Origin of the sequence: Actinoplanes sp. NPDC048796, assembly GCF_040650035.1 — a bacterium.
Taxonomy (GTDB): domain Bacteria; phylum Actinomycetota; class Actinomycetes; order Mycobacteriales; family Micromonosporaceae; genus Actinoplanes.
This window is the reverse complement of sequence record NZ_JBEZGO010000010.1, coordinates 26,589-51,198: the sequence shown is the minus strand read 5'-3', so window position 1 is coordinate 51,198 and position 24,610 is coordinate 26,589. Positions and strand designations below refer to the sequence as shown.

Annotated in this window: 19 protein-coding genes and 2 pseudogenes; 10 read left to right on the top strand and 11 right to left on the bottom strand. The window is 71.5% G+C overall.

All coding sequences use genetic code 11. The features are described from left to right. Entirely contained in the window at positions 1-960 is a 960-nt protein-coding gene (locus AB0C26_RS33170; protein ID WP_360255627.1) for a LacI family DNA-binding transcriptional regulator, read from the bottom strand. Positions 961-1,132: 172 nt separating this feature from the next. Between AB0C26_RS33170 and AB0C26_RS33165 the strand changes: the two genes are divergently transcribed. Continuing rightward, positions 1,133-1,987 carry a hypothetical protein gene (locus tag AB0C26_RS33165; RefSeq protein ID WP_360255624.1) on the top strand — a complete coding sequence of 285 codons (855 nt, stop codon included), beginning with the start codon at positions 1,133-1,135 and terminating at the stop codon, positions 1,985-1,987. Between the two features lie 10 nt (positions 1,988-1,997). Here AB0C26_RS33165 and AB0C26_RS33160 read toward each other — a convergent pair whose 3' ends face one another. The 3 genes from AB0C26_RS33160 to AB0C26_RS33150 are packed head-to-tail and all read right to left on the bottom strand — an operon-like array spanning position 1,998 to position 7,880. Further along, a complete protein-coding gene (locus AB0C26_RS33160) occupies positions 1,998-6,101 on the bottom strand; it encodes a caspase family protein (protein ID WP_360255622.1) in 4,104 nt (1,367 codons plus the stop codon). Continuing rightward, entirely contained in the window at positions 6,098-6,943 is an 846-nt protein-coding gene (locus AB0C26_RS33155) for a hypothetical protein (protein ID WP_360255620.1), read from the bottom strand. The genes AB0C26_RS33160 and AB0C26_RS33155 overlap by 4 nt, the downstream gene beginning before the upstream one ends. Position 6,944: 1 nt before the next feature. Then, on the bottom strand, positions 6,945-7,880 hold the full coding sequence (locus tag AB0C26_RS33150) for a carbon-nitrogen hydrolase family protein (RefSeq protein ID WP_360255618.1): 936 nt from the start codon (positions 7,878-7,880) through the stop codon (positions 6,945-6,947). A 295-nt stretch (positions 7,881-8,175) separates the two neighbouring features. On the opposite strand from AB0C26_RS33150, the gene AB0C26_RS33145 reads away from it, so the two are divergent. Then, complete coding sequence (locus tag AB0C26_RS33145; RefSeq protein WP_360255616.1) at positions 8,176-8,784, top strand: HAAS signaling domain-containing protein; 609 nt, start codon at positions 8,176-8,178, stop codon at positions 8,782-8,784. Here the strand turns inward: AB0C26_RS33145 and AB0C26_RS33140 are convergent. Continuing rightward, entirely contained in the window at positions 8,781-9,899 is a 1,119-nt protein-coding gene (locus tag AB0C26_RS33140) for an NAD(P)/FAD-dependent oxidoreductase (protein WP_360255614.1), read from the bottom strand. The two genes, AB0C26_RS33145 and AB0C26_RS33140, sit on opposite strands and share 4 nt — an antisense overlap. A 125-nt stretch (positions 9,900-10,024) precedes the next feature. On the opposite strand from AB0C26_RS33140, the gene AB0C26_RS33135 reads away from it, so the two are divergent. The 4 genes and pseudogenes from AB0C26_RS33135 to AB0C26_RS33120 all read left to right on the top strand — a co-directional run bounded on the left by AB0C26_RS33135 (position 10,025) and on the right by AB0C26_RS33120 (position 16,048). Further along, complete coding sequence (locus tag AB0C26_RS33135) at positions 10,025-12,838, top strand: FAD-binding and (Fe-S)-binding domain-containing protein (RefSeq protein ID WP_360255611.1); 2,814 nt, start codon at positions 10,025-10,027, stop codon at positions 12,836-12,838. Then, positions 12,835-13,577, top strand: a pseudogene (locus AB0C26_RS33130) (sulfite exporter TauE/SafE family protein). The gene AB0C26_RS33135 and the pseudogene AB0C26_RS33130 overlap by 4 nt, the downstream one beginning before the upstream one ends. Positions 13,578-13,606: 29 nt before the next feature. Further along, the gene (locus tag AB0C26_RS33125; protein WP_360255608.1) at positions 13,607-15,577 is read left to right on the top strand and encodes an alkaline phosphatase family protein; all 1,971 of its coding nucleotides are present in this window, start codon (positions 13,607-13,609) and stop codon (positions 15,575-15,577) included. A 54-nt stretch (positions 15,578-15,631) separates the two neighbouring features. Next, on the top strand, positions 15,632-16,048 hold the full coding sequence (locus AB0C26_RS33120; protein ID WP_360255606.1) for a DUF6232 family protein: 417 nt from the start codon (positions 15,632-15,634) through the stop codon (positions 16,046-16,048). A 5-nt stretch (positions 16,049-16,053) separates the two neighbouring features. On the opposite strand, the gene AB0C26_RS33115 is transcribed toward AB0C26_RS33120, so the two are convergent. Further along, on the bottom strand, positions 16,054-16,758 hold the full coding sequence (locus AB0C26_RS33115) for an SDR family NAD(P)-dependent oxidoreductase (RefSeq protein ID WP_360255604.1): 705 nt from the start codon (positions 16,756-16,758) through the stop codon (positions 16,054-16,056). 3 nt (positions 16,759-16,761) lie between these two features. Beyond that, complete coding sequence (locus AB0C26_RS33110) at positions 16,762-17,334, bottom strand: helix-turn-helix domain-containing protein (protein WP_360255602.1); 573 nt, start codon at positions 17,332-17,334, stop codon at positions 16,762-16,764. Between the two features lie 55 nt (positions 17,335-17,389). On the opposite strand from AB0C26_RS33110, the gene AB0C26_RS33105 reads away from it, so the two are divergent. Continuing rightward, positions 17,390-18,205 carry an SDR family oxidoreductase gene (locus tag AB0C26_RS33105; RefSeq protein ID WP_360255599.1) on the top strand — a complete coding sequence of 272 codons (816 nt, stop codon included), beginning with the start codon at positions 17,390-17,392 and terminating at the stop codon, positions 18,203-18,205. On the opposite strand, the gene AB0C26_RS33100 is transcribed toward AB0C26_RS33105, so the two are convergent. Next, on the bottom strand, positions 18,202-18,699 hold the full coding sequence (locus AB0C26_RS33100; RefSeq protein WP_360255596.1) for a MarR family transcriptional regulator: 498 nt from the start codon (positions 18,697-18,699) through the stop codon (positions 18,202-18,204). The two genes, AB0C26_RS33105 and AB0C26_RS33100, sit on opposite strands and share 4 nt — an antisense overlap. A gap of 19 nt (positions 18,700-18,718) precedes the next feature. Here AB0C26_RS33100 and AB0C26_RS33095 point away from each other — a divergent pair, with 19 nt between their 5' ends. Then, positions 18,719-19,759: a DMT family transporter gene (locus AB0C26_RS33095; protein WP_360255593.1), complete on the top strand. Its 1,041-nt coding sequence runs from the start codon at positions 18,719-18,721 to the stop codon at positions 19,757-19,759. A gap of 46 nt (positions 19,760-19,805) precedes the next feature. Here the strand turns inward: AB0C26_RS33095 and AB0C26_RS33090 are convergent. From AB0C26_RS33090 to AB0C26_RS33080, 3 genes and pseudogenes are all read right to left on the bottom strand, one after another. Next, a pseudogene (locus AB0C26_RS33090) lies at positions 19,806-20,402 on the bottom strand (cyclase family protein); the annotation flags it as partial. 62 nt (positions 20,403-20,464) lie between these two features. Then, entirely contained in the window at positions 20,465-21,502 is a 1,038-nt protein-coding gene (locus AB0C26_RS33085) for a YbhN family protein (RefSeq protein WP_360255590.1), read from the bottom strand. A 47-nt stretch (positions 21,503-21,549) separates the two neighbouring features. After that, the gene (locus tag AB0C26_RS33080) at positions 21,550-22,455 is read right to left on the bottom strand and encodes a hypothetical protein (protein WP_360255587.1); all 906 of its coding nucleotides are present in this window, start codon (positions 22,453-22,455) and stop codon (positions 21,550-21,552) included. A 173-nt stretch (positions 22,456-22,628) separates the two neighbouring features. Here AB0C26_RS33080 and AB0C26_RS33075 point away from each other — a divergent pair, with 173 nt between their 5' ends. Both AB0C26_RS33075 and AB0C26_RS33070 read left to right on the top strand, forming a co-directional pair. Then, the gene (locus AB0C26_RS33075) at positions 22,629-23,645 is read left to right on the top strand and encodes an effector-associated domain EAD1-containing protein (protein ID WP_360255585.1); all 1,017 of its coding nucleotides are present in this window, start codon (positions 22,629-22,631) and stop codon (positions 23,643-23,645) included. Further along, positions 23,645-24,610 (top strand): effector-associated domain EAD1-containing protein, encoded by a 966-nt coding sequence (locus AB0C26_RS33070; RefSeq protein WP_360255583.1) that lies wholly within the window; start codon positions 23,645-23,647, stop codon positions 24,608-24,610. The genes AB0C26_RS33075 and AB0C26_RS33070 overlap by 1 nt, the downstream gene beginning before the upstream one ends.

Below are 24,610 nucleotides of genomic sequence, written 5' to 3'. Positions count from 1 at the left end.
TCAGGCGGGGCCGGTGGAGCCTCGTACCATCAATTGGGTGGGAAGTTCGCGACGTTCCTTGTCGTGCCGTCTCAGGAGCAGGTCGACGCCGGCCTGACCGGCCAGTTCCTTGGGCAGCGCGACAGTCGTGAGTGCGGGATGGACCATCGCCGAGAGCGGGATGTCGTCGAAGCCGAGCACGCTGATGTCGCCCGGCACGCCGACGCCGCGGGCGGCGAACCGGTGCAGCAGCCCGAGCGCGACCAGGTCGTTGTAGGCGATCACCGCGGTCACCCGCTCGGCCAGCACCCGGTCGGCCACCGAGACGCCGCCCTCGAACTGCGGCGCCACGTTGCCGGTCTCGACCAGCTCGACCTTCCCCTTGGCCACGGCGCGCAGCGAGCGGACGCGTTCCCGGTTGGCCCACGATGATCTGGGGCCGGCGACGTACGCGACCCGGCGGTGCCCGAGCGCGACGAGGTGGCTCACGGCCTGGCGCATCCCGTCGAGAAACTCGGCGGTCACCGACGGAACCCCCGGAATACGCCGGTAGAGCAGCACGACCGGCACTTCGGCGGCGAGCTCGCGCAGCTCGGCCTCGGCCATCCGCGGCGAGCAGAGCAGAACCCCGTCGACCTGCTTGGCCAGCTTGCGCACAAGCCCGGCCTCGGCCGCCGGATCCTCGTCGGTGTCGGCCAGGAAGACGGCGTGGTCGGCCTCGTGGGCCCGGGCCTGCACGCCCTTGACGATGCTGGGAAAGAACGGATTGCCGAGATCGGGAACGAGCAGGCCCAGATTTCCGGTACGCCCGGTGATCAGCCCCCGCGCGGCCCGATTGGGGTGGTACCCGAGACTGGCCGCGATCTCCTTGACCCGATCCCGCGTCGAGGGCCGCACCACCTCGGGATTGGACAGCGCCCGGGTGACCGTGGCGGCCGAGACCCCAGCCGCCCGAGCCACATCCTTGATGGTCACCGCCATGCGGGCCAGCCTGCAATCCGTTTCATCGGAAAGTCAATGCATCGACCATGATCTCTTTCTGGGCGCATGAAAACCTTTACAGATCATGGTCACCGGCCGGATTTGTTGAGATTCCCGCCCGCCGGCCATAGGCTTTCCACCCCGCTACCTTCGCCGGACGCACGGAGGCAGGATGGCGCCCTGGGGAACCGTTCTGCTCGTCGTGCTCCTGCCACATCTGGCTCTGAAATGCGTGGCGATCATCAATGCCACCCGCTGGGTTTCTCGGCGGGGTGACGACTACCGCAGGCTCTACGCCGAGAACCCACCGCGCAGCGATGCCGAGAAGATCGCCCTGCTGAAGGCGACCGGCGCGCGCTTCTTTCCGTTCGGGGCCAAGGAATATCGCGTTCGCGAGCGGTACATCAGTCTGATCGGCAGAACAGGGGCGGCGGCCGTACTCGGATGGGCCCTTCGCCTGTGGTCCACCTTCTACACCGCGCCCGGCGTGGTCGCCGCCGCCGTCGTCATCATCGCCGTACCCGAGCTGCTCGCGAGGACCGAGACCGGTCCCCGAGGGCTGGCGCTGGCGTGTGCGCTGCTGGCCACGGCCGTCGCTCTGCTGGCCTACCTCGAAGCGCTGGCCTGGTATCTGACGGTCGGAAGCTATGCGCGCGTCTATCTGACGCTCGGCTTCCATCGCAGCCTGCCCGGCAGCGCCGGCGAGAACCTCGCCGAACTGCGGCTGTACATTTATCTCGCCATCGCCACGCTGGTGAGCAACTCGCTCGCCTGTCTGGTCGCCGCGGTGTCGTTCGACGCCTTCCACTACGCGGACGGCGCGCCGGTCGGACACGGCCCCGGAGCGGTCACCGGATCGCTGCTGCACACCGCGTCGAACATGTCGTTCCTCGGCGACTCCCCCTTCCAGGCGAACAACGCTCTCGGCTATCTGCTCGGCGCCATGGACGTGTCGCAGGGCGTGGTTCTTCTGTTGTTCGGCCTGGCCATGCTTCCGTCGTTCCTCGGCCGCCGGCCGCCGGCATGAGGCACCCGGATCAGTGGGCGCCGGCGCGACCGGAATCCGGGCCTTCGCCGACTCTCGCCGACGCCGACCGGACCTGAGTATCGACGGTTGGGCCGAAGGTCGTGACCAGTTCCAGAGTGTCGATCTTGACCGGCAGCGGCTCGGCGGTCAGGCCGTGCGGGGCGAACCGGAGCCCGGTCAACGTGCCCGGGCCCTGAACGATCAGAAGGCCGTGGGCGGTTGCGTGCAGCCGATGGATTCGGCCGGCGAGGTCGAAGCGGCCCCAGCGCCGCCCGTACAGGTCCCAGGCATGGATGGTGCTGCTGTCGTCGGCCGTGAAGATCACCAGCACGTCGCCGACCGCGCCGGCCGTGACCGCGGAGACCGCGTAGTCGTGCTCCAGGGTCGTCAGGCGGCCGCCGGCCATTTTCACCGTCACGATTCCTGGTCGTCTCGCTTCCGCGAGGATTCGGCCCGCTGTCCGGCCGACGGTGAAACACTCGGCGTCCATGATCAGGCCGTCGACGGTCGCCAGCCGCCGGCCCGAGTCGACGCCCCAGATGGCGGCGGCACCAGTGCCGGACACGATGACGGCGCAGTCCTCACCGAACAGGCTCGGCGATGTTCGGAGCCTCGTGGCGGCTCCGATCCACGACGTACGTGCCTCGTATTCGTGGTGGAGACGGCGGCGGCGGAACATGCCCTTGTCATCGATGCTCAGGACGCCGGGCCCGTCGTCGACCTGACCCGGCGCCACCGCGACGACCGGTCCAGCGTGCGCACCGGTCTCGCCCCAGAGCGGCGTGCCGTCGTTCGCATCGAGCACGATGATCGTCCCCTCGGCCGTGCCGAGCACGGCCCAGCGTTCGTCGGCGCCGATCGCGGTAGCTGAGCCGTCTCGCACCCACAACGGCCGCCAGCCGAGGACCCCGTCGTGCTCGGCCATGTCCGCGGTCGCTTCCGCCAGCCCGCTGGCGCCGGCGCGTACGGCGGCCAGGGCGAGGCGCTGAGTACGACCACTGCGATCGGCGCGATCGAACCCGGCGCTGACCGCCCGGCGGTACGCGGTGACCGCGGGCCCTGTGACGGCGAGACCGGCGAGCTCGGGCAGCACGACGGCGGGGTCGGCGGTGACCAGGAAATCGGCGTCGGCCAGGAGATCGGCGAGACGGCCGGCCTCGCGTGCGTGCTGGGCGATGTGCCGCTTGAGGTACGGCTCGGCGAGTTCCCATCGCGGCACGGCTGGGGCCTGACGCCTGGCGGGCGCCCACGACCGGACCGAGCCGAGGAGCCCGCTCGCCACCGGCACGACCTCGGCCGTCTGCTTGAGGTAGTCGGCCAGTCCTTGGTGGAACAGCCGGTAGACCGTGGTGCCGTCGACCTCCGCGCTCTGCCGGAGGTAGAACCGGACGGTGTCGAGGACCTCGAGGACCAGTTGCGTGTCCGGTGGCGCCTCGCGGTCCAGCGCCGCCGCGGCGTGCCCGAGGAGCCGGGCGGGCATGCCGTCGCCCTTGGCGTGGGCGGCGGCGGCCAGGATCGGCCGGGTCCAGACGTCGGTCGCCCGGGTCAGCAGATCGAGTTCGAGCAGATCCGGCAGCGTGCGCGGCACACTGCGACCCACGTCGATGGCCGTCGCCTGATCACTGATCGGCTCCGCGTAGCTGTTCAGCAGGTAGCCGCTGAACAGCCCGGCGACCAGAAAAGCGCCCCACTCCCGGTTGGCCTGGTCCTGGGTCAGGGTCTCGGCGACCGCGCGGGCCAGTGTCGAGGCCGCGCCGTCGTACTCCAGCCGATCCCATCGTGGATCCGTCAGCAACAGGCGCCGGACGTAGGCGCCGACGTCGCGGCTGAGCTCCCGCTCGTCGACGTCGTCGAGGTCGACGACGCGGCCCTGGCGCTCGGCCTCGGCCCGCAGCGGCTCGAATTCGGCCCAGGGCCGCATGCCGACCAGCAGGCGTACCGGATCGCCGTCGGGCCGCACCACCCGCGTGAGGGGAAGCAGGAGCTCCCGCATGAGCAGTTCCGCGCCGATCGCCTCGTCGAGCGCGTCGATGACGATCACCGGCGGCTCCGGCATGACGGTCAGGGCCGCGATCAGGTCGGCCGCGGCCGGCTCGGGCACGCCGGACACGACGCCGAGTTGGCGCGCCACGGAAGAGATGATCTGAGCCGGCGTCCGCGCGCGGGCATGAACCGCGGCCATCGTCTTATTCAGGTACGGCGCCTGCTCGACCGCCTCCCAGACGGCCCGGGTGCTGTCGCGCATCATCGGATGGGCCGCGCAGACCAGCACGCCGATCAGCGCCGACTTGCCCGCGCCGGGGCTGCCGGTCACCACTCGCAAGCCCACCGAGTCCTGCAGGTTGAGCCACGGCGAGAGCAGGCGCAGCTCGCGGCGGCGCCCGCTGAAGCAGCCGGGAAGCTCGTCGCGGACCGGCCCGCCGTGCCCGGCCGCGCGGGAGAGGAAGTGCACCGGGTCCAGCGCCTCGTCGAGATCGTCCAGGAAAGGCTTGGCGGCGGCGTCGATCCGGGTCCGGGCATCGTGGCGTGGGGTCTTCGCGTACTGCCGGTTGGGGAAGAACGGCAGCTCGGGCAGCCCGGCGCTGATGTCCACCCGGCTCGCCGTCACCCGCTGGACGAAAGCGCCCGCGGCGGTGGCATTGTGGAGAACGTCGCGGCGGATCAGCTGAGCGATGGTGTCGAGCGGAGCGAAGCGGAATGACTGGTCGATGTCGAGGCGGCCTTCGGCGAGATCGCCGAGGACCCTGATCACCGCGTCCGTGAACCGGCCGGCGTAGGCCTGCTCGTCCGGCGCGGCGGCCGCGATCACCCAGGCCCGGGCGTCCTCGTCGTTGATGGCGGGCTGCCAGAACAGCCGGGCGACGCTGCCGCCGTGACAGACGTCGAGCAGGAAGAGCGTCATCGGTACGGGGGCCTCGGCGTCGACGATCCGCTTCAGCCAGTCGCCGACGTCGGTCGCCTCGTGGTGTTCACCGTCCGCGCCGATCACCCGCAGACTTCCCGACGGTGTCAGGTAGCCGTGGCTGAACAGGTGGAAGACCAGGACGTCCGTCTCGGCGGCGTCATCGATGATCTTGCGGACGGTCGCGCCGAGATCCCGGCTGGACAGGTCGGTCAGCGTGGTCGCCGTGAAACCGAGATCGGTGAACGTCCGGGCGAGGGCGCGCATCCGCCCGGCCGCCTGGGGCAGGTCCGGCCAGCGCCCCGGCTCTGGCTCCACGCCGGGCTTGGGGTCGGCGCCGAATGACGACAACCCGATGCAGACAGCCTTGTGGGTCTTCGACTTCGGCGCTGGCGCTCGGCGCGGTGCCGCGACGGACTTGCGGCCGCCCTGAAGCAGATCCCGGACCAACTGCTCGGCGCGCTCACGATGCGGCGCAAGCTGCTCCGAGGGGTGTTCCACGTCGACGACCGTCCGCCTGACCGAGACCCCCGTTTGTGGAAGGACCGGCAGGAAGACGAAGCGCGGCAGGTCTTCCACGCCGGCGTCGTGCCGGTCCTCATACGTGGAGAACGACCAGTCCGGCACACTGAGCCGAATGCGCGCCGCGATCCGGGCCAGGCCCCACAGCACGGCCGGTCGGCCGGCATCGGGACAGCCGATGACGCTGATCGGGCCGGCGGGGTCGGCCAAGAGTTGGGCCAGGACCGCTGTCAGATCGGCCGACCGGCCGGCGAGCCTGGGCAGAAGGCGCTTCTCGGCCACCCGGGTCGCCTGCCTGAGCACTCCGCCTAACATGGGCTCCAGGATCGCGGGCGAGGGGTCGTCGGACCGCCAGCCTGTCCAGAGGCTCATGCCCAGGGCCGCCTCGGCCGCCAGCGCGTCGGCCGGGCCGATCAGGGCGTGGGAATTGTTGCGCCCGGCGCTGTCGCCCTCGTTGACCCGGCGTACCACCGCCGCGAGCCCGTCTTCGAACGAGAAGTAGGAGAGGGCGGCGTCGGGGAGCTCGGCACCTCCGACTCTCAGAAGCCTGAGGTGGGATCGTAGCCTCTGGAACCACCGCTGCGAGGCGTCCGCCTCGGTGAACGACCAGTTCAACGGCGCGAGCCGGTGACCGGTCGTGGACCAGCCGAAGAAGATCTGGTCGATCCGCACTGCCGCTGCGCTGGTCATGCTTCGGCGGCCAGCTTGGCGATCTCTGTCCGAGTGGCCTCGGCAGCGAGGTAGCTCTTGGCCCGGTGGAAGTCGAACCGGCCGATGCGCGCGTCCATGTGAATGTCCACGTCGAAGCGCTCACCGAGCCGCGGCGGCGCCGCCACGATGTCGCCGACGTCGGCGATGTCGACCCAGCGGCGCACACCGGGTGGCCGCCGTACGCCCTTCGGCTCGAGACGCTCGAATATGACACCGGGTAACCCGAGCGGCGACCCCAGTGTGACGAAGAGATCCACCTCGTACTCGGAAAAGCGGCAAAGTGTCTCGAACGCGACCACTGACCCGAGCGAATGCGCGATCACCGCCCGCGGCCGATGCTCGCGAAGAACCGCGGCCAGCCGATCCTGCGCCGCTCGCCGCGCCGAGCCGCCGTCGGTGAGGTAGGCCGGCACCTCGCGGAGAAACTGACCGACGAACCTTTCCACCAGATCATGGTCCAGCCCGTACGTCCGGCTGATCCATGTGATGATCTGACGGACCGGAACCGTCAGCCGCCCCTGCGCCACCTCGGCCGGCGCCCCCAGCGCCAGCGCCCACTCGGACAGCTGAGCCTGAGCCTCCGCCGGCGAATACGCGGTCCCCGCCCCCTGCACGGCCTCGGCCGCCAGACAGTCGGCGTAGTAGGCGACCTTGACGTCGACCTGCCTGCCGAGCGCGCTGCCCCAGGCCAGGGCGAGGTTGTCGGCGGCCTCGACCGGACCCCGCCGCCGGTCCAGATTGAAGATGCCGTGGATCCCCGCCACACGAAGCATGCCCGGCAGCGTATCCGCCCCGAGCCCTCCGTGCCGCTCACCGACCACGTCAGATGATGGTGTGGTCGGTGCTGCGGGGATCGCTGACGCGGGCTGCTGTGTAGATGTCGCCGGCCCGGGCGATGGCTCGCCATGGGCGGGCCTTAGTGAGGGCTATGTCGAGGGTGGGGTCGGAGCGGTCCAGGTCGACGCAGATCACGTCCGGGGCGTCTGTGCGGGCGTGGCGCAGCACGTAGCCGTGTGGGCCTATCACGGCGGACGGAGTGGCCGGGGCGCACTGGGCGGGGACCGCCATGCTCACCCAGAAATTGTGGGTGGCGGCGTGGGCTCGGGCTATGACCTCGAAGATGGGGTCCTCGGAGTATGTCGAGAACAGGACGCAATCCACGTGCCGATGTTCCAGCCATAGTTCGGGGTAGTTGACCTCTATGCACAGAAGGCAGGCGAAGCGGAAGCCGTCCACCTCGAATGTGCAGGTGTGGTCGCCGGGGGTGTAGTAGCCGTTCATTTCGGAGTGGGACAGCCAGCGCTTGTCGTAGCGGTCGGCCAGCCGGCCCTGGTCGTCGATCACCCAGAGGGAGTTGTGGGGGCGGTGCCGGCCGGTCAGGCGATGGTTGCCGCCCACCACCACCCACACGCCCAGTTCGGCGGCCAGGGCCATCGTGTGGCGTAGTTCGTCGGCCACCGGGTCCCAGTTGATGCGCCAGCCGGCGTAGTAGGTCTTCGCCGTGCCGGCGTAGCCGGACAGCGCACCCTCGGGGAAGTGGATCAGACGTGCGTTGCCGGAGGCGGCCGCACGCATCGCGGCGCGGATGGCGCGGCCGTTCGTGACCGGGTCGGTGGTGACCTCGGTCTGGGCCACGGCCAGGCGGATCGCGTCTGATCGACGGGGTGATCCGGCGATTCGGGTGTCGTGGGGCGGCGGGAGCGGGCGGGACTCCGGCGGGGAGGAGAACCCGAGATGACCACTGATCCGTCTGTCCACGATCGCACCTGGTTCCGTCTGGAGCGCGCCGCCGGCCTGGCCCTCATTGTGCTCAACTTCGCCGGCCACCGTCGACGAGGCGGCCGGCTCTTTCCGCGCTGGCCGGCCCGGCTCGGGATTGTCGGCGGGGCGCTCCGGTGCCATCGCCACCCGCGTGGTGCTGGTGGGGCGGCGCCGTGCATCGGCCGAAAGGTAGAGGCGGTGGCGGGGATTCCGTCCTCGGGCGGATGTCCACCGGGGCGGGCCGGGGCGAAGCTGTTGTCATCGCACCGGATCCAGCAACGGGGGACAACGAATGACGACGGCACCGCTCGCACACACCGACGTTGTTGTGCTGGATTATCTGGCTGCGCTGTGGGCGCAGAGCGAGGACCTGGCGCCCGAACTGCGGGACGAGCTCATGACGACGGTGGCGGACTACATCGCGGTGCGGCGGACGTCGCCCAGTGCGCCGCTCGAGGACCCGGCGGAGATCATCCGCCGGTTAGGGCCGCCGGAAGCCCTGGTGGCGGCGGTGCGCCGAGGGAGCGTGCCGGCCCACATCCGGCTGCCCGCCCTGGTTCCGACTCCTCCGCCGGCCGCCACCGGCGGGGGAGCGGTCCCCCGGGGCGGCGCGGCCGAGTACACGGCGGTGGGGCTGATGACCGTCGGGGCCGTGCTGATGCCGGTCGCCGGGCCGGTGGCGGGCATGCTGCTGGCCAGCGGGTCGCCGCACTGGCAGCCGGCGCAGAAGGCCACCGGCTGGGTGCTCACGATCGGTGCGGGCGCCGCCGCCCTCGCCTTCGCCATGTTCACGGCCGTCGCCGGTTTCGGCGGTGCCGCGGCCCTCATGTTCTGCTACATGATCCTGACCGGTGGATCGGTGATCGCCGGCTGGCGCATGTACGACGCGCTGCGCCGTTAAGAGAGAGCGCTGACCGCGCGGGCCACGCGGCGGGACTCGATGGCCAGCTCGCGGAGCATGCCGCCCAGTGTCACGTTGTACCCCATGAAGTAGAGGCCGGGGCGGGCCGACGGGCCGCCGTGGACCAGCGGGACACCGGTGTCGTCGAACAGCGTGGGGTCGTCGAAGAGCTTGGTCAGGCCCGTGCCGTAGCCGGTGGCGGCGACGATCACGTCGGGTGTCAGGGTGGTGCCGTCGGCCAGCCGGACCGCGTTCTCGGTGAAGGACTCGACCGCCGCGACCGGGCGTACGCGCCCCGCGAGCACGTCCCGGACGATGCCGACGTCCTGCAACGGCACGTACCGCTGGGTGCGCAGGCGGGTCTTGAGACCTTCGGTGGGGCGGGCCAGGCCGTACGGGCGAAGGTCCGGCACCTCCATCCGGGCCATCGTGGCCGCCATCGAGTTGAAGACCGGCTCGGGCAGGCCGCCCAGCAGCAGGCCGTTCATCTGGGCGGGCCAGCCGGCCGTGGCGCGGCGGACGATGTGCGGTGGGGTCCGCACGGCCAGGCTCACCGAGGCGGCGCCACCCTCGGCCAGGTCGGTGCTGATCTCGGCGCCGCTGTTGCCGGGGCCGACGACCAGCACGTTCTTGCCGCGGAAGGGCTCGGCGTTGCGGTAGGCCGAGGAGTGGATCAGCGTTCCGGTCCACGACGCGAGGCCGGGCCACTGGGGGATCACCGGTGTGTGCAGGTAGCCGGTCGCCACGATCAGCGTGCGCGACGTGTGCTCCGAGCCGTCGGCCAACTGCATGGACCAGCGCTCGCCCCCCGGCTTCACCCGTTCGACCGTGGTGCCGGTGCGGACGTCAAGGGCGAAGCGTTCCCGGTACGCCTCCAGGTAGCGCACCAGGTCGTCGCGGCGCACCCACCGGCCGTACTCCCGGGGGATCGGAAAACCCGGCAGGCCGGACAGGCGGCGCACGGTGTGCAGGCGCAACCGGTCGTAGCGGCCCCGCCAGCTGGTGGCCACCTCGGGGCCGCGCTCGAGCACGACGCTGTCCACGCCGTTCGCCTTGAGCTGGGCCGCCACGGCCAGGCCGGCAGCGCCGGCGCCGAGCACAGTCACGTTCGCCATGGGCAGCAGTGTGATCGATGGCTGATACGCCCGGTGCGCGGGGGTGGCCCGGGCGGCGACTACCATGGCGGCGACGCCCACAAGGCCGAGTTCACCGCCGCTACGCAGCCCCACTGGAACCGGACATGACAAGCGACACCGACCTGACCGCCAGCCTGCGCCGGGCCGGTGTGGCCGACGTGCTCACCGATGCGGCGCACCGGTCGGCCTATTCGAGCGACGCCTCGCTGTACCGGGTGGTGCCGCGGGCGATCGTGCGGCCGCGCCACGACGACGATGTGGCGGCGACCCTGCGGGTGTGCCGGGAGCTGGGCGTTCCGGTCACCGCCCGCGGCGCGGGCACGTCGGTGGCGGGCAACGCGATCGGGCCGGGCGTGGTGCTCGATTTCAGCCGGCACATGAACAAGGTGCTCGAGGTCGACCCCGAGACGCGGACGGCGCGGGTGCAGGCGGGCACGATCCAGGCGACGCTGCAGGCGGCCGCGAAGCCGTACGGACTGCGGTTCGGCCCCGACCCGTCGACGCACACGCGGTGCACGATCGGCGGCATGATCGGCAACAACTCGTGCGGGGCGCGGACGCTGGGCTACGGGCGTACCTCGGACAATGTCGTGGGTCTGTCGGCGCTGACCATCGAGGGCGAGCGGCTGATCACCGGGGCCCAGACGCCCGGAGCTCAGACCTCGGGCGCCGACAAGGTCGTCGAGGAGCTGCGGAACGTCATCGGGGCCAGCCTCGCGACCGGCCGGACCGAGTTCGCCCGCTTCGGCCGCCAGGTGTCGGGCTACGCGGTCGAGCACCTGCTGCCGGAGAACGGCTTCAACCTGACCGAGTTCCTGGTCGGCAGCGAGGGCACGCTCGCGGTCGTCACCGAGGCGACGGTACGGCTGGTGGCCGACCCGGCGTACCGCACGCTCGTGGTTCTGGGTTATCCCGATTTCGGTACGGCCGGTGACGTGATCCCGCAGATCCTCGGGTTCAAGCCGACGGCCTGCGAGGGCATCGACTCCCGCATCTGCGACGTGGTCCGCAGCCGGCGTGGCCCGGACGCGGTGCCGCCGCTGCCCGGTGGCACGGCCTGGCTCATGGTCGAGATCGCGGGCGAGGACCAGGACGAGGTCCGGGAGCGGACGGCGAGGCTGGTCGCCGCCTCGGGGGCGGTCGACTCGCTGGTGGTCGAGGACACGGCCGCGGCGGCGCCGCTGTGGAAGATCCGCGAGGACGGCGCCGGTCTGGCCGGCCGGGCGCCGAGCGGGCTGCCGGCCCACGCGGGCTGGGAGGACGCGGCCGTGCCGCCGGAGCGTATCGGCGCGTACCTGCGGGACTTCGATCTGCTGGTGGAGCGGCACGGGCTGAGCGCGATGCCGTACGGGCATCTGGGCGACGGCTGCGTGCACGTACGCCTGGACTTCCCGCTGGACTCCCCGGGCGGGCCGGGGAAGTTCCGGGCGTTCCTGGAGGACGCGGCCGACCTGGTCGTGAGCTACGGCGGGTCGCTGTCGGGCGAGCACGGCGACGGGCGGGCCCGCAGCGAGCTGCTGACCCGGATGTACTCGCCGGCGGCGATCGACCTGTTCCGGCGGATCAAGCACACCTTCGACCCGGACAACCTGCTCAACCCCGGCAACCTGGTCGATCCGGATCCGGTCGACGCGAACATCCGGGTGTCGCAGGCGCGGCCGGTGACGGTGCCGTTGGCGCTGGCCTATCACGCGGACGGCGGCGACTTCAACCAGGCGGTGCACCGGTGCACGGGCGTGGGCAAGTGCCGCGCCGACACCACGGTGCTGGGCGGCGTGATGTGCCCGTCGTACCTGGCCACCAAGAACGAGAAGGACTCGACGCGCGGGCGGGCCCGCGTGCTGCAGGAGATGCTGGACGGCGATCTCGCGCCCGATTGGCGGGCCGAGGCCGTACACGACGCGCTGGATCTTTGTCTGTCCTGCAAGGGCTGTGCCTCGGACTGCCCGACGGGGATCGACATGGCGGCGTACAAGTCCGAGGTTCTGCACCAGAGCTACAAGGGGCGGGCGCGGCCGCGGTCGCACTATTCGCTCGGATGGCTGCCTCGGTGGTCCCGCCTCGCTTCCAAAATGCCGGCTTTCGCGAATGTGATGACCTCGCTGCCCGGTATTCGGGGCCTCGCGCTGTACTTCGCCGGAGTGGACAAGCGGCGGTCGATTCCCACGTTTGCGCCGCGCACCTTCCGTTCGTCGTTCATCCCGAAAAATTCCGGCAAACCGGTCGTGTTGTTCGTGGACAGCTTCACCGACCACTTCTCGCCGGAGATCGCTGAGGCGGCGGTCGAGGTGCTGGTGGACGCGGGGTACGCGCCGCAGGTCACCAGCCGGAAAGCGTGCTGCGGGCTGACGTGGATCTCGACCGGGCAGCTCGACGCGGCGCGGCGGATCCTCGGCGCCACAGTGGACGAGCTCCACAAATCGGTCAAGCAGGGTATTCCGGTGGTCGGGCTCGAGCCGTCGTGCACCGGCGTGCTGCGGCAGGACGCGGTCGAGCTGGTCGACAACGACAAGGCCCGTGACGTGGCGGCCGCGACCAGGACAGTGGCCGAGCTGCTGGCCGAGACGGACGGCTACGAGCCGCCGTCGCTGGACGGGGTGCGGGTCATCGCGCAGCCGCACTGCCACCACCACGCCGTGATGGGCTGGGACGCCGACGCCAAGCTGCTGAAGAAGGCGGGCGCGACCGTCAAGCGGCTCGGCGGCTGCTGCGGCCTGGCCGGCAACTTCGGCGTCGAGCGCGGCCACTACGAGGTGTCGGTGCAGGTGGCCGAGCAGCAGCTGCTGCCCGCCCTGGACAAGGCCGAGGAGGGCGACATCTTCCTGGCCGACGGCTTCTCCTGCCGGACCCAGGCGGCCGACCTGGCCGGCACGCCGGGCCAGCACCTCGTACAGCTGCTGCGGGAGCACCGGCGCTGACCGCTCTGGAGATCGTCGCCCTGCTCGGCGGCGGGCTGCTGGCCGGCACGGTCAACGCCGTGGCCGGCGGCGGCTCGCTGATCACCTTCCCGCTGCTGATCGCGCTCGGCCTGCCGGGCGTGGCGGCCAACGTCAGCAACGCGCTGTCGGTCGCGCCCGGCTACGCCGCGAGCGCGGTCGCCGGGCGGCCCGACCTGGCCGGCCAGGGCCGCCGCATCGTCACGATCATTCCGACCGTCGTCGTCGGCACGCTCTGCGGCAGCTCGCTGCTGCTGTTCACGCCGCGCTCGGTCTTCGACGTCGTGGTGCCCTTCCTGCTGCTGGCGGCGGCCGCGATGATGGCCTTCCAGAAGCGGTTGCGCGCGCTGGCCGGCGAACCGAAGGACAATCCCGCCGTCTTCGTGCAGATTGCGGTCTTCCTCTGCGGGCTGTACGGCGGGTATTTCAACGCGGCCATGGGCCTGCTCCTGATCGCCGCGCTGTCGCTGGTCCTCGACGAGACGCTGCGCCGGATCAGCGCCCTGAAGAACGTCTTCTCGGCCGTGGTCGGCGTGACCACCGTGCTCACCTACAGCGTCTTCGGCCCGGTCAACTGGGCCGTCGTCGCGGTCCTGGCCCCGGCCACGATCGTCGGCGGTGTGATCGGCGCCCGGATCGCCCAGCGGCTGCCGGCCGAGGTCTCCGGTGGACGATCGTCGTCTTCGCGACGGTGGTGGCCGCGATCCTGCTGCTCACCTGATTCGCCCCATTCTTCCGTAAGATCGGCATATGAGTGGGCGGGGCGTCCGGGACGCCATGCTGGGACTCGTGCCGACCTCGGTGGCCCTGCTGGTGGCGGCGGCGGTGCTCGACGGGCTGGCCTTCTCGTCGCTGTGGCTGGCCCTGCTGATCGCCACCATGCTCGGGCTCGTGGACGCGGTGGTCCTGCCCGTGCTGCGGATCCTGGCCGCCCGGGTCGGTGCCGTGATCTCCCTGCTGCTGGGCATCGCGGCCCAGATCGCGGTGGTCGAGGCGGCGCTCGTGGTGGTGCCCGGCGTGACCGTCACGGGCTGGGCCACGGCCGCCTGGACGCTGCTGATCGTGTCGGTCGTGCTGGCCGTGAACCGCTGGCTGGCCGGGGTCAACGACAGCTCGTACCTGGTCGCCGATCTGATTCACCGGGGCCGGGTGCGCCGCCGGCCGGCCGAGGGTGGCGGCGGCGAGGGCGTCGTGATCGTGCAGATCGACGGGCTGCCGTTCCCCGTCCTGGAGGTCGGCATCGCGGCCGGAACGCTGCCGACGCTGTCGCGGTGGATCCGCTCCGGGTCGCACGACGCGGCGCGCTGGTGGGCCCGGGTGCCCTCGACCACGCCGGCCAGCCAGGCCGGCCTGCTGCACGGCACCAACGACGGGATCCCGGCGTTCCGGTGGTACGACAAGGAGGCGGGCCGGCTGTTCGTGGCCAACCGCCCGGCCGACGCGGCCGCCATCGAGGCCCGCCTGTCCGACGGCAAAGGACTGCTGGCCGAGGGCGGCGTCAGCATCTCCAACATGTTCAGCGGGGACGCGCCGACCGCGCACGTCGTGATGAGCCGGGCCGGGCACAGCTTCGGGCTGGGGCCGGGCAAGGCCTACGTACGGTTCTTCGCGAGCCCGTTCGTCCTGGTGCGCGCACTCGTCCGGACGGTCGGGGAGATGGTCAAGGAGCTCTACCAGGGGCGTCAGCAGCGGCTGCGGGGAATCGAGCCCCGGGTCTCGCGGCACGGGTCGTACGTGGCCCTGCGCGGCCTGACCAACGTGCTGCTCCGTGATTTGAACGTGGCGCTGGTGGCCGAGCACATAATGGCGGCGGCGCCGGTCATCTTCGTGGACTTCGTCGACTACGACGAGATCGCCCACCACGCGGGCGTGCTCCGGCCCGAGTCGCTGGCCGCCCTGGCCGGCCTGGACGGGGTGCTGGCGACCCTGGAACGGGTGGCCGAGGCGGCACCCCGGCCGTACCGGTTCGTCGTGCTCTCCGACCACGGCCAGAGCCAGGGCCACACGTTCCGCCAGCTCACCGGCCGGCCCCTGGAGGACGCGGTGCGGCAGCACACCGGCGCCGGGAAGGCGTCGACGCTGGCCGACACCCGCGACGCCGAGGCGTGGGGGCCGCTCAACGCGATGCTCACCGAGGTGCTCGGCAAGTCGCGGCTCGGCCCCAACCCGGGTCACGGCGCCGCGCCCGACGGCGACCGGCCCGAGCTGGTCGTGGTCGGCTCGGGCAACCTGGGGCTGGTCTGGTTCCCGCGACTGGCCGGCCGGGTGCCGATCGAGGAGCTGGGGCGGCTGTTCCCCGGTCTCATCCCGGGGCTGCTCGGTGAGCCGGGCATCGGTTTCGTGGTCGTGGACAGCGCGCGGGGGCCGCTCGCGGTCGGCCGGGACGGCGTACACGTGCTGGAAGAGGGTTTGGTCGAAGGCGCCGACCCGCTGGAGCCGTTCGGTCCCCGGGCCGCGCCCGACCTCGCCCGGGTGGCGGCGATGGACAACGCGCCCGACCTGTACGTGCATTCGACGCTGGACGAGCGGACCCGGGAGGTGCACGCCTTCGAGGAGCTGGTGGGGTGTCACGGCGGCCTCGGGGGCTGGCAGAACGACGCCGTCCTGGTCCACCCGGCCGACTGGCCGCTCGACGACCCGCTCCTGTACGGCGCCGACGCCGTGCACCGGCAGCTGGTCCGCTGGCTGGAGGGATGCGGGGCGCGGAAGTCACTTCGCTGACCGAGCGCTGCGATCAAGGCCGTGGATGCATACGCTTCGGTGGGGGTGGCCGCCGTGACCAGAATCTACTACCGGGGCCCGGATGCCATCGTCACGGGCGACCACATCGTCTGGCTGACCGAGCCGGTGCGGACCTTCCCGCGACGGGAGCTGCGCGACATCGGCATCGTCCGCGGGGCGCCGCCGCCGCTGAGCGCGGGCGCCCTGGTCCTCGCGGGACTGAGCCTGCTGGTCGCCGTGGGCGCCCTGGCCGCGGCGGCGTACGCCGACAGCACGGGCCTGTGGGTCGCCGCGGCGATCGTCGACGTGGTGGCGCTCGGCTGCGTCGGGGCCGCGCTGGGCCGGCGTACCCGGCCCTGGGAGATCCACGCGGTGCACCGCGGCGCCGAGGTCGTGGTCTACGCCAGCGCCGACGACCGTGTCTTCCACCAGGTCTCCCGGGCGATCCGGCGCTCCCTGGAGATGGCCTGAGCCGGTCAGGGCAACGGCGTACCGGTGAGCTCGGCCAGGGCGCCGAGCAGCCGATCCTGGAAGCGGGGATCGGCGGCGCTGGGATGGGGGTCGTGGCGCCGCTGGTGGTACCAGTAGCCACCGCTGGTCCGGGCCGCCGGGTCGTCGCTGGTGGCCAGCCACTCCTGGGTGCGGTGCCCGAGCCGCAGGTCGTCGGGGGCGCCGGGACCGCCCATCCGGGTCGGCACCCAGCCCGGGTCGACGGCGTTGCTGAGGACGCCGGGCCACCGCCGGGCCACGGCGAGGGCCAGGGTGGTGACGAAGAGCTTGCTGTCCGAGTACGAGCCGGCGCCGAGCAGCCCGACGTCGGGCCGCCCGCCGCGGTGCATGCCGCTGGTCAGATAGACGAGCCGCGACGGCCCGTCGATGAGGGCGGTGAGCAGGTACGGCGCGACCACGTTGACCGGCATGACCCGAGCGTCCCGGTAGACGCCCGCGTTGTGGACCACCACATCGACCCGGCCGGCCCGCTCGGCCACCGCCCGGGTCTGGCCGATGTCGGCCAGGTCGCCGACCACCCCCGACGCTCCGCGTTCCAGCAGATCGCCGACCGCGCCCAGCCGCTCCGCGCTGCGCGCGTGGACGACGACCTCGTGCCCCTCGCCGAGCAGAGTCTCGGCCGTGAGCCGGCCGAGACCGTCCGCCGACCCGGTGATGAAGACGCGGGCCACGGGCTACTCCGCCCACGCGGCGACGCCGGCGCCGGCGCGGTGCAGGCAGTCGCGGACGCGTCGCAGGTAGACGTCGAAGGGCTCGTCCGGCTCCCACGTCTGGTAGGCGGTCGCCGTCGCCGCCTGGGCCAGGTTGAGCTGCAAGGCCGCGGTGGTCGGATCGGGTTCGCGGGCGAAGACCCACTCGTGCAGATCGGCCCGGAACTGGGCGCCGAAGTCCTCGGTGGACTGGGCGAGCGCGGGGGACTGCTTCTTGAGCCGGCGCTGCAGCGGCATCCGGTCGGCCAGGCGCTCGTTGAGCCCGATCATGATCGCGGTCAGCGAGTCCCAGAGCGGCTCGCCGGCCGGGCGGGCGGCCATCATCGCCCGCCAGTTCTCCCGTTCCTCCGGGTCCTGGTCGAAGACCACCGCCTCCTTGCTGGCGAAGTAGTTGAAGAACGTCGCGCGGGAGACGTTGGCCGCCGCCGCGATCTGCTCGACGGTGACCGCGTCGTACCCGTGCTCGTCGAACAGCCGCAGCGCGGCGGCCCGGATGGCGCGCCACGCGGCCAGCTTCTTGCTCTCCCGCAGGCTCATGTGATCAATCATACCTGTGTTTGACGCCGTCCATCTTTAGACGCAGTCTAGATCCATGAGCAAGCACTGGTTCATCACCGGAACGTCCCGCGGCTTCGGCCGCAACTTCGCGGAGGCCGCCCTGAAGCGCGGCGACAAGGTGGCCGCCACCGCCCGCGACCCGAAAACCCTCGACGACCTGGTGGCCGAGTACGGCGACGCGATCCTGCCGCTGGCCCTGGACGTCACCGACAAGGGCGCCGTCGCCGCGGCGGTCCAGGCCGCCCACGACACGTTCGGCCGGCTCGACGTGGTCGTCAACAACGCCGGCTACGGCCTGTTCGGCACCGTCGAGGAGATCACCGAGGCGCAGCTGCGCGACCAGCTCGAGACCAACCTGTTCGGCGCCTTCTTCGTCACCCAGGCCGTCCTGCCGATCCTGCGCGAGCAGAAGAGCGGCCACATCGTGCAGATCTCCACCATCGGCGGCATCGGGGCCTTCCCCAGCCTCGGCGGCTACCACGCCTCCAAGTGGGCCCTCGAAGGGCTTTCCGAGTCCCTGGCCCAGGAGGTCGCTCCCTTCGGCGTCAAGGTCACCCTCGTCGAGCCCGGCGGCTACGCCACCGACTGGGCCGGTTCCTCGGCCGTGCACGCCGCCCCGAACCCGGCCTACCAGGCGCTGCGCGACGCCATGGCCGCCCGTCAGGGCGGCGCCGACTACGGCGACCCGGTGGCCGCCGGGCCGGCCCTGCTCCAGATCGTCGACGCCGAGAACCCGCCGCTGCGCGTCATCTTCGGCACCCAGCCGGTCGGAATCGCGAAGCACCTCTACGCCGAGCGCCTGCGCACCTGGGCCGACTGGGAGCACGTCTCGAACGCGGCACAGGGCTAGGGCGTTTCGAGGCGGGCCAGCCAGCGGGTCAGGATGGTCTCGAGGGCGGCGGCGTCGGCGGGGGAGAGCTCGTCCAGCAGGCGGCGCTCGTTGCGCATGTGGTCGGTGAAGGCCTGGTCGATCAGGGTGCGGCCGGCGTCGGTCAGCGCGACCACCCGGCCGCGGCCGTCGGTGGTGCTGGGGCGGCGGGTGACCAGGCCGTCGCGTTCCAGACGGTCGATCCGCTTCGTCATGGCGCCGGTGGTGACCATGGTGTGGGCGGCGAGTTCGCCCGGGGCGCGTTCGAACGGGGCGCCGGCCCGGCGCAGGGCGGCCAGCACGTCGAAGTCGCCCTCGCCCAGGCCGTAGCGGCGGTAGACGACGGTCAGCTGGTCGGTGAGGTGGCCGGCGACGCGGTGCAGGCGGCCGATCACGCCCTGCGGGGTGACGTCGAGGTCGGGGCGTTCGCGGGCCCAGGCCTGCTGGATCCGGGCCACATGGTCGGTAGCTTCCATGGAAGCTATAGTACCTTCCGTGGAAGCTACTTGGCGGTGGACGGTCATCACGGCGCTGGCGCCGATCGCGTTCGGGACCACCTACTTCGTGACCCACCGGTATCTGCCGGCCGGCTACCCGCTGTACGGAGCGGCGATCCGGGCGCTGCCGGCCGGGCTCCTGCTGCTGCTCGTGCGCCGGAAGCTGCCGTCGGGCTCGTGGTGGTGGAAGTCGCTGGCGCTGGGCACGCTCAACATGGGCGCGTTCTTCGCCCTGGTCTACCTGGCCGCGCAGACCCTGCCGACCAGCATCGCCTCGACCATCATGGCGACCTCGCCGGTGGTGCTGATGCTCTTCGCCTGGGCGGCGCTGTCCGAGCGGCCCCGCGGCGCGCATCTCGCGGGGGCCGCCGCCGGGGTGCTGGGAGTGTGCCTGATGCTGTTCACCGGGCCGGTCGCAGTGGACACGCGGGGCGTGCTGGCCTCGGTGTCGGCCATGGTCATGTCGTCGTTCGGCTACATCCTGGCCAAGAAGTGGAGCGCCGACATCGACGTGTTCTCGCTGACCTCGTGGCAGCTGATCGCGGGTGGGCTCATGCTCGTGCCGGCCGCGGTCCTGCTGGAGGGGGCGCCGCCGGCGCTGGACGGCGCGGCAGTCCTGGGCTTCGGCTACCTCACCGTCGTCGCGACGGCTGTCGCCTTCGCCGCCTGGTTCACCGGGCTGCGCCACCTGAGCGCGGGCACAGTCGGCCTGGTCGGCCTGCTCAACCCCGTGACCGGGGTGCTGCTGGGCACCGCGGTCGCGCACGAGACGTTGTCCGTACGGCAAATCGGGGGTCTGGTGTTGGTCTTCGCCGGGGTTCTGCTGGGTCAGCCCCTCCGGCGGTCGAGGAAGCCGGCGGCGGTGGAGCCGGGCGCGGTGCGGCCCTCGGCACGATCAACTAGGTCATCGCCAGGACGCGCGCCTGGCCGCCCGAGCCCTGCTCGTACGGGATCAGGCCCACGAAGACGGTCGCCCCGCGGCGAGGGAGCCGGTCGAGGTTGGCCAGGTTCTCCACGCCGTACCGGTCGGCGCCGGTGAGCGCGAGATGCGTCTCGAAGGTCTCCGACACCCCCGGATCGATGCTGAGCGTGTCGACCCCAAGGCTGCGCACGCGCCGGTGCCGCAGCAGCCACTCGCAGGCGTCGACGCCGAAACCCGGGAAGTGCAGCGTGCCCTGGGCGTCGGTGCCGCGGTAGGCGTTCGCGTCGCCGGCCTTGGCGCCCCACCCCGAATACATGAGGACGGCCGCGCCGTCCGGGATACGGCCATAGCGGCGTTCGTACGCCCTGAGGTCGTCCACGGTCACGACGGTGTCGGCGTCGCGCCGCGCCCGGCTCGCGATGTCGACCACCACCGCGGGCAGAACCAGCTCCTCCGGTCGCAGCTCGGTCGCCGTACGGCCGCCCGCCGTGAAATGCACCGGAGCGTCGACATGGGTGCCGATGTGCTCGACGGTGGTCCACTCCTGCATGTAGTAGCCGTCGCCGGCGATGGTCGCCACCGTCCGCCGAGCCGCCTCCTCACCCGGAGAGAACGCGGGGAAGGTGGTCGTGAGCGGATAGGTGAGATCGAGCAGCCCGCGTCTCCCGCTCGCCTCGGCCGGCGTGGCCACCGCGACCGAGGCGGCCACGGCCGCCCCACCGAACAGCGCCGCCCGGCGGCTCAACGTCTGCGTACACATGGTTGCTGCTCCCTCGGCTCGACTGGCGTCATTCCTCATCCTGCACAGCCGGCCGGCCGCCGTCACTCGGTCGGCGAACCGATGGTGCGCCGGCGCATCACGAGCCACGAGATCCAGCCGATGCCGATGATGAAACCGAAGCTGATGATGCGGTAGAGAACGACGGCGGCGATCGCCGTCGAGGCGCCGATGCCGCCGGAGACCAGGCCCAGGATCAGCGCGCTGTCGATGATGCCGAGCCCGCCGGGAACAAGGGTGACGGTGCCGGCCGCCATGCCCGCGCAGAAGGCGAGCAGGACCTGGGTGGCGTTGATCGGCTCGTCGCTGACCGCTCGCAGGCACAGCCACAGGCAGGCGGCGTCGAGCCCCCAGTTGAGCACGGCCGCGACGGCGGCGATGAGCCCGCGCCCCGGCGTCAGGCGGGCGGTGCCGAGCTGGGCGATGAAGCCGCGGGCGCCGTCCAGGCCGTGCTGGGCGGGCCGGCGCCGGAGACGGTTGACGACCCGCAGAACCACGCGTACGGCCGGATCGGCCCGGGCCGGGTTGTCGCTGACCCGCCGGGCGCCGACAACGAGCAGCGCGACGAGGGCGGCCAGGCCGGCCAGGCTGTACCAGTGCGGCGTGCCGTCGGAGGCGAGAGCGCCGACGGCGGTGACCACGGCCAGCGCGGTGGTGGAGAGAATGCCGGACAAGGCGATGACCCACGAGGCAACGGCCGGGGTGGCGCCGAAGTGGCGCATCTGCTGATAGTTGAAGCTGGTGGAGAAGGCGGGGCCGCCGGGAAGGGTCTCGTTGAGCGAGTGGGCGGCGTAGGCCAGGCTGAGGTTGCGGTGGATCGGCACTTTGAGGCCGGCCGAGCGCAGCAGCAGGTGCTGCATGCGGGCGTACGCGCCCATGGCCATCAGTTCGGCCACGAGCGCGGCGGCCAGCCAGCCCGGATCGGGCGCCTTCAGCTGGTGCGCCGCCGACGACAGCGACGGCCACCCGACGGCCAGCTCGACCGCGAACAGCACGACGATCGCCCCCACCGCCACATGCCGAACACGGCGGCGCCGCATCGGCCGGGCGGGGACGCGCACGGTCTCAGCCGACACGGTCATGCCTTCTCTTTCGGCGAGCCGGGCCGCGGCCTGACCTTTTGGTGCCGCTAGGTGCAGGCTTTCACCGGCTTGACGCGGCTGATGTCGTCCGGTGAGAGGGCCGCCACCTCGCCGTCGTCGGCGCGCCGGACCCGGAGTCGGCCGTCGGCGGTCGAGGGCAGGAACACGCCGCAGACCACGGAGCCGTCCGGCTTCGTGATCTGGACCGGCTCCGAGGTGGGTGGCTTGGCCGGGCCGAACACCACGAGCCCGACCGCCACGGCGAGCGCGGCGACAGTGGCCAGGGCGGCCTGGATGGCCCGCCGCAGGTGCCGCGCGGCGGCGCGGGGACGGTCCCGGTAGGCCTGGTACCAGTCGAGCAGCGCGTCGTCGTCGCCGACCGGGCGCACGGCCGGCATGCCGTGCGCGGCGCGGTAGGCCAGCAGGACCGCCGCCGCGGCGGCCGCGAACGCCAGAGCGAGCAGAACCCCGACGGCGATCTGGATCCACGGCAGCAGCGAGCGGATCGCGTCCCGGCCGGCCAGCGGCAGGATGAGCCCGGCCAGGCCGATCAGGGCGGCGATACCGGCGGTCCACTTGTCGCCGGCGGCGCGCAGGGCGGCGAGCTGGCCGTGCTGGGCTTTCCGGAAAGCTTCGGCGGCCTCCACCGGGCCGGGCTCGAAGGCCGGCCGGAGGGTCACGGTGCCGGCGTCGTCGAAGGTCGCCGTCACCGGCCACGTGCGGCCACATCCGGGCACCACGCCGTCCGGGCGATCGCGGTGGGGCTCGTCGCAGGCGCACTCGATCACGGCGGTCAGCTGTTTCGCCGCCGGCCCGGCGTTGGCCTCGAGGACGGCGGCGCTGCGTGGAAGATTGGCGATCGTGGTGGCACGGCACTCGGGGCAAGGCCCACTCAGCCTGACCTCGGTACGGCTGAGTTGCGCCTGCCAGCGGGCGAGCTGCGCGTTCGTCACGGCGACTCGCTCCACAACGTACCGCGTCGGCTTCATCGGCACATTAAAGCGGAGTTTGACCGTTTACCCGAAGCCCGATTGGGCGATGTGGACGAGGGGTGCCGGGTTGCGCCGTCGTACAGTTACGGGCACTCGCCGGTGGGGACCTGAGGAGGTGCGGCATCTCTCGGCCGTTGACCGGGCGCCAGCTGCGCGGGCTCTCCGACGCGCTGCTCGACGCCTACCCGAACCGCGACGGGTTTGAGCAGCTGCTCGAGTTCGACCTGGAGCGGTCGCTCAACCGGATGGTCGGCAACGTCAACATGACCGACACCGTCTTCGCGGTTCTGCTGGCGGCGCGGTCGCAGGGGTGGCTCGCGGCTCTGGTCGACGCGGCGCGGGAGGATCGCCCGGGCAACCCGGTTCTCCGTCAGTGGATCACGGAGGTCGACTGGCGATCGGAGCCGGCGCCGGCGGCGATTCCGGATCACTTCGAGCGGACGATTCGCCCCCACGCACCCGAGCTCCAGCCCAGGGCTTGGCATCAGAGGTGGGCTGAGCTCGAAGCCCGGACGTGCCGGATCGACGCCGAGACGGCGGGCGGCTACGCGCCGTTCGGCACCGGCTTCCTCGTCGGCCCGGGGCTCTGCCTCACCGCCGGTCACGTGATCGAGGAAGCGAAGATCAAGGGCCACGAGCCGGACGCCCTGCGGTTGCGATTTCCCGGCGGTCAGATGTTCCGACCGGACGCCGACCCGGTGGCGGCGTCGTCTCCGCGCAGCCCGGTCGACGAGTTGGCCGATCCGGGTGGCCGGCTTCCCGATCCCGGCCACCTCGACTTCGCCCTCCTGCGGATCGCCGGCCGTCCGGGCGACTCGCGAGGCTGGATCAGCGACGTGCGGGAACGGGTGCTCGAGCCGTACGACGAATTGGCGATCCTGCATCACCTCGACGGCGAAGACCAGACCCTCGCGTTCGGGTCGACGATCGGCCTCAACGGCAATGGCACCCGGCTGCGGCACACCGTCAACACCGCTCATGGATCATCGGGCGCGCCCTTGTTCGACATCAGCCTCAAGCTCGTCGCTGTCCACCAGAGCGGCGATCCGGACAAGCGGGTGAACCACCTGCCGACCCACAATCTGGCCGTTCCCGCGCTCGCGCTCCTCCGAGCCCTGCCGGCCGAGCTCGGCGCCTTCCGGACGCCCTGATGTCGCGCCGACCCCTCCGCCTGCTGCAGGCCGCGCTCGTCAGCGCGTACCCGGCGGACGAAAAGCTGGCGCGGTTCGTCATGTTCGACCTGAACCGGAATCTCGACCAGCTGGCGAAGCCCGGCGACCTGGACTCGAGGGCATCGGACCTCATAGTCGCGGCCAGAAGCGGCGGCTGGCTGGACGACCTGAAGCGCGATCTCATCGAGCTCAATCCGCACAACGAGGCGGTTCGCCAATTCGCCGAGGCGTCGGGGCTCGGTCAATCGATCGATTCCGGGCTGGCCGTGCCCAAAGCGGCCCGGCTGTTCAACGACGCCTACTTCGATCTCGCGGCCGTGCGGAACAAGGTCTACGAGTCGCACCTCAACGCCAACGGGAAGCGAGGCCTGCTCGGCCTCAGCGTCGTCACCGACGAGGACTCGGTGGCGAAGAGGCTGTGCGCGTGGTTGCCCGACTGCTTCGGCGACCTGCAGGAGAAGGACAACGTCACGCTCAGCGCCGTCATGTCCGATCCCGACCACAAGGTGAAGCAGGTCCTGCAACATCTGCCGGAGCTCGAGGACACCGGCGTGGTGTGCCGGGTGCTGGTCAACGACATCAGTCTCGGCGCCCTGGAACAGTTCTGGCAGGACGTCCGGGCCGCCTGCCAGGCCATCGAGAACTGGTTCGTGCTGGTCTTCGTGACCCGATCGGACACGCATCGGGCGGCTGACGTGATCGACCTCGGCCGGCCACGCTTCGAGAGCCTCGATGTGTACAAGTGGACGAACCGGGCGGCCCAGGAACTCGACTGGCCGCGCGAATTCGCCACCCCGTGGAGTCAATGGATCGAGCGGGTCGCGGCGGTGGACGGTGTGCTCAGCATTCCGTTGACCTACGGCGCGCTCAACCGCAGTGCCCAGGGCGTCAAGAAGCACCGCAACGATCCGGGCCGGTTCCTGGAGTGGCTGAAAGAGAGATGA

Excerpts from the sequence above, each read along its gene's own strand:
- AB0C26_RS33165 (WP_360255624.1), top strand. The coding sequence starts at position 1,133 with ATGGCGCCCTGGGGAACCGTTCTGCTCGTCGTGCTCCTGCCACATCTG.
- AB0C26_RS33160 (WP_360255622.1), bottom strand. The coding sequence starts at position 6,101 with ATGACCAGCGCAGCGGCAGTGCGGATCGACCAGATCTTCTTCGGCTGG.
- AB0C26_RS33110 (WP_360255602.1), bottom strand. The coding sequence starts at position 17,334 with ATGAGCCTGCGGGAGAGCAAGAAGCTGGCCGCGTGGCGCGCCATCCGG.
- AB0C26_RS33145 (WP_360255616.1), top strand. The coding sequence starts at position 8,176 with ATGACGACGGCACCGCTCGCACACACCGACGTTGTTGTGCTGGATTAT.
- AB0C26_RS33085 (WP_360255590.1), bottom strand. The coding sequence starts at position 21,502 with ATGACCGTGTCGGCTGAGACCGTGCGCGTCCCCGCCCGGCCGATGCGG.
- AB0C26_RS33125 (WP_360255608.1), top strand. The coding sequence starts at position 13,607 with ATGAGTGGGCGGGGCGTCCGGGACGCCATGCTGGGACTCGTGCCGACC.
- AB0C26_RS33170 (WP_360255627.1), bottom strand. The coding sequence starts at position 960 with ATGGCGGTGACCATCAAGGATGTGGCTCGGGCGGCTGGGGTCTCGGCC.
- AB0C26_RS33100 (WP_360255596.1), bottom strand. The coding sequence starts at position 18,699 with ATGGAAGCTACCGACCATGTGGCCCGGATCCAGCAGGCCTGGGCCCGC.
- AB0C26_RS33070 (WP_360255583.1), top strand. The coding sequence starts at position 23,645 with ATGTCGCGCCGACCCCTCCGCCTGCTGCAGGCCGCGCTCGTCAGCGCG.
- AB0C26_RS33105 (WP_360255599.1), top strand. The coding sequence starts at position 17,390 with ATGAGCAAGCACTGGTTCATCACCGGAACGTCCCGCGGCTTCGGCCGC.
- AB0C26_RS33135 (WP_360255611.1), top strand. The coding sequence starts at position 10,025 with ATGACAAGCGACACCGACCTGACCGCCAGCCTGCGCCGGGCCGGTGTG.
- AB0C26_RS33140 (WP_360255614.1), bottom strand. The coding sequence starts at position 9,899 with ATGGCGAACGTGACTGTGCTCGGCGCCGGCGCTGCCGGCCTGGCCGTG.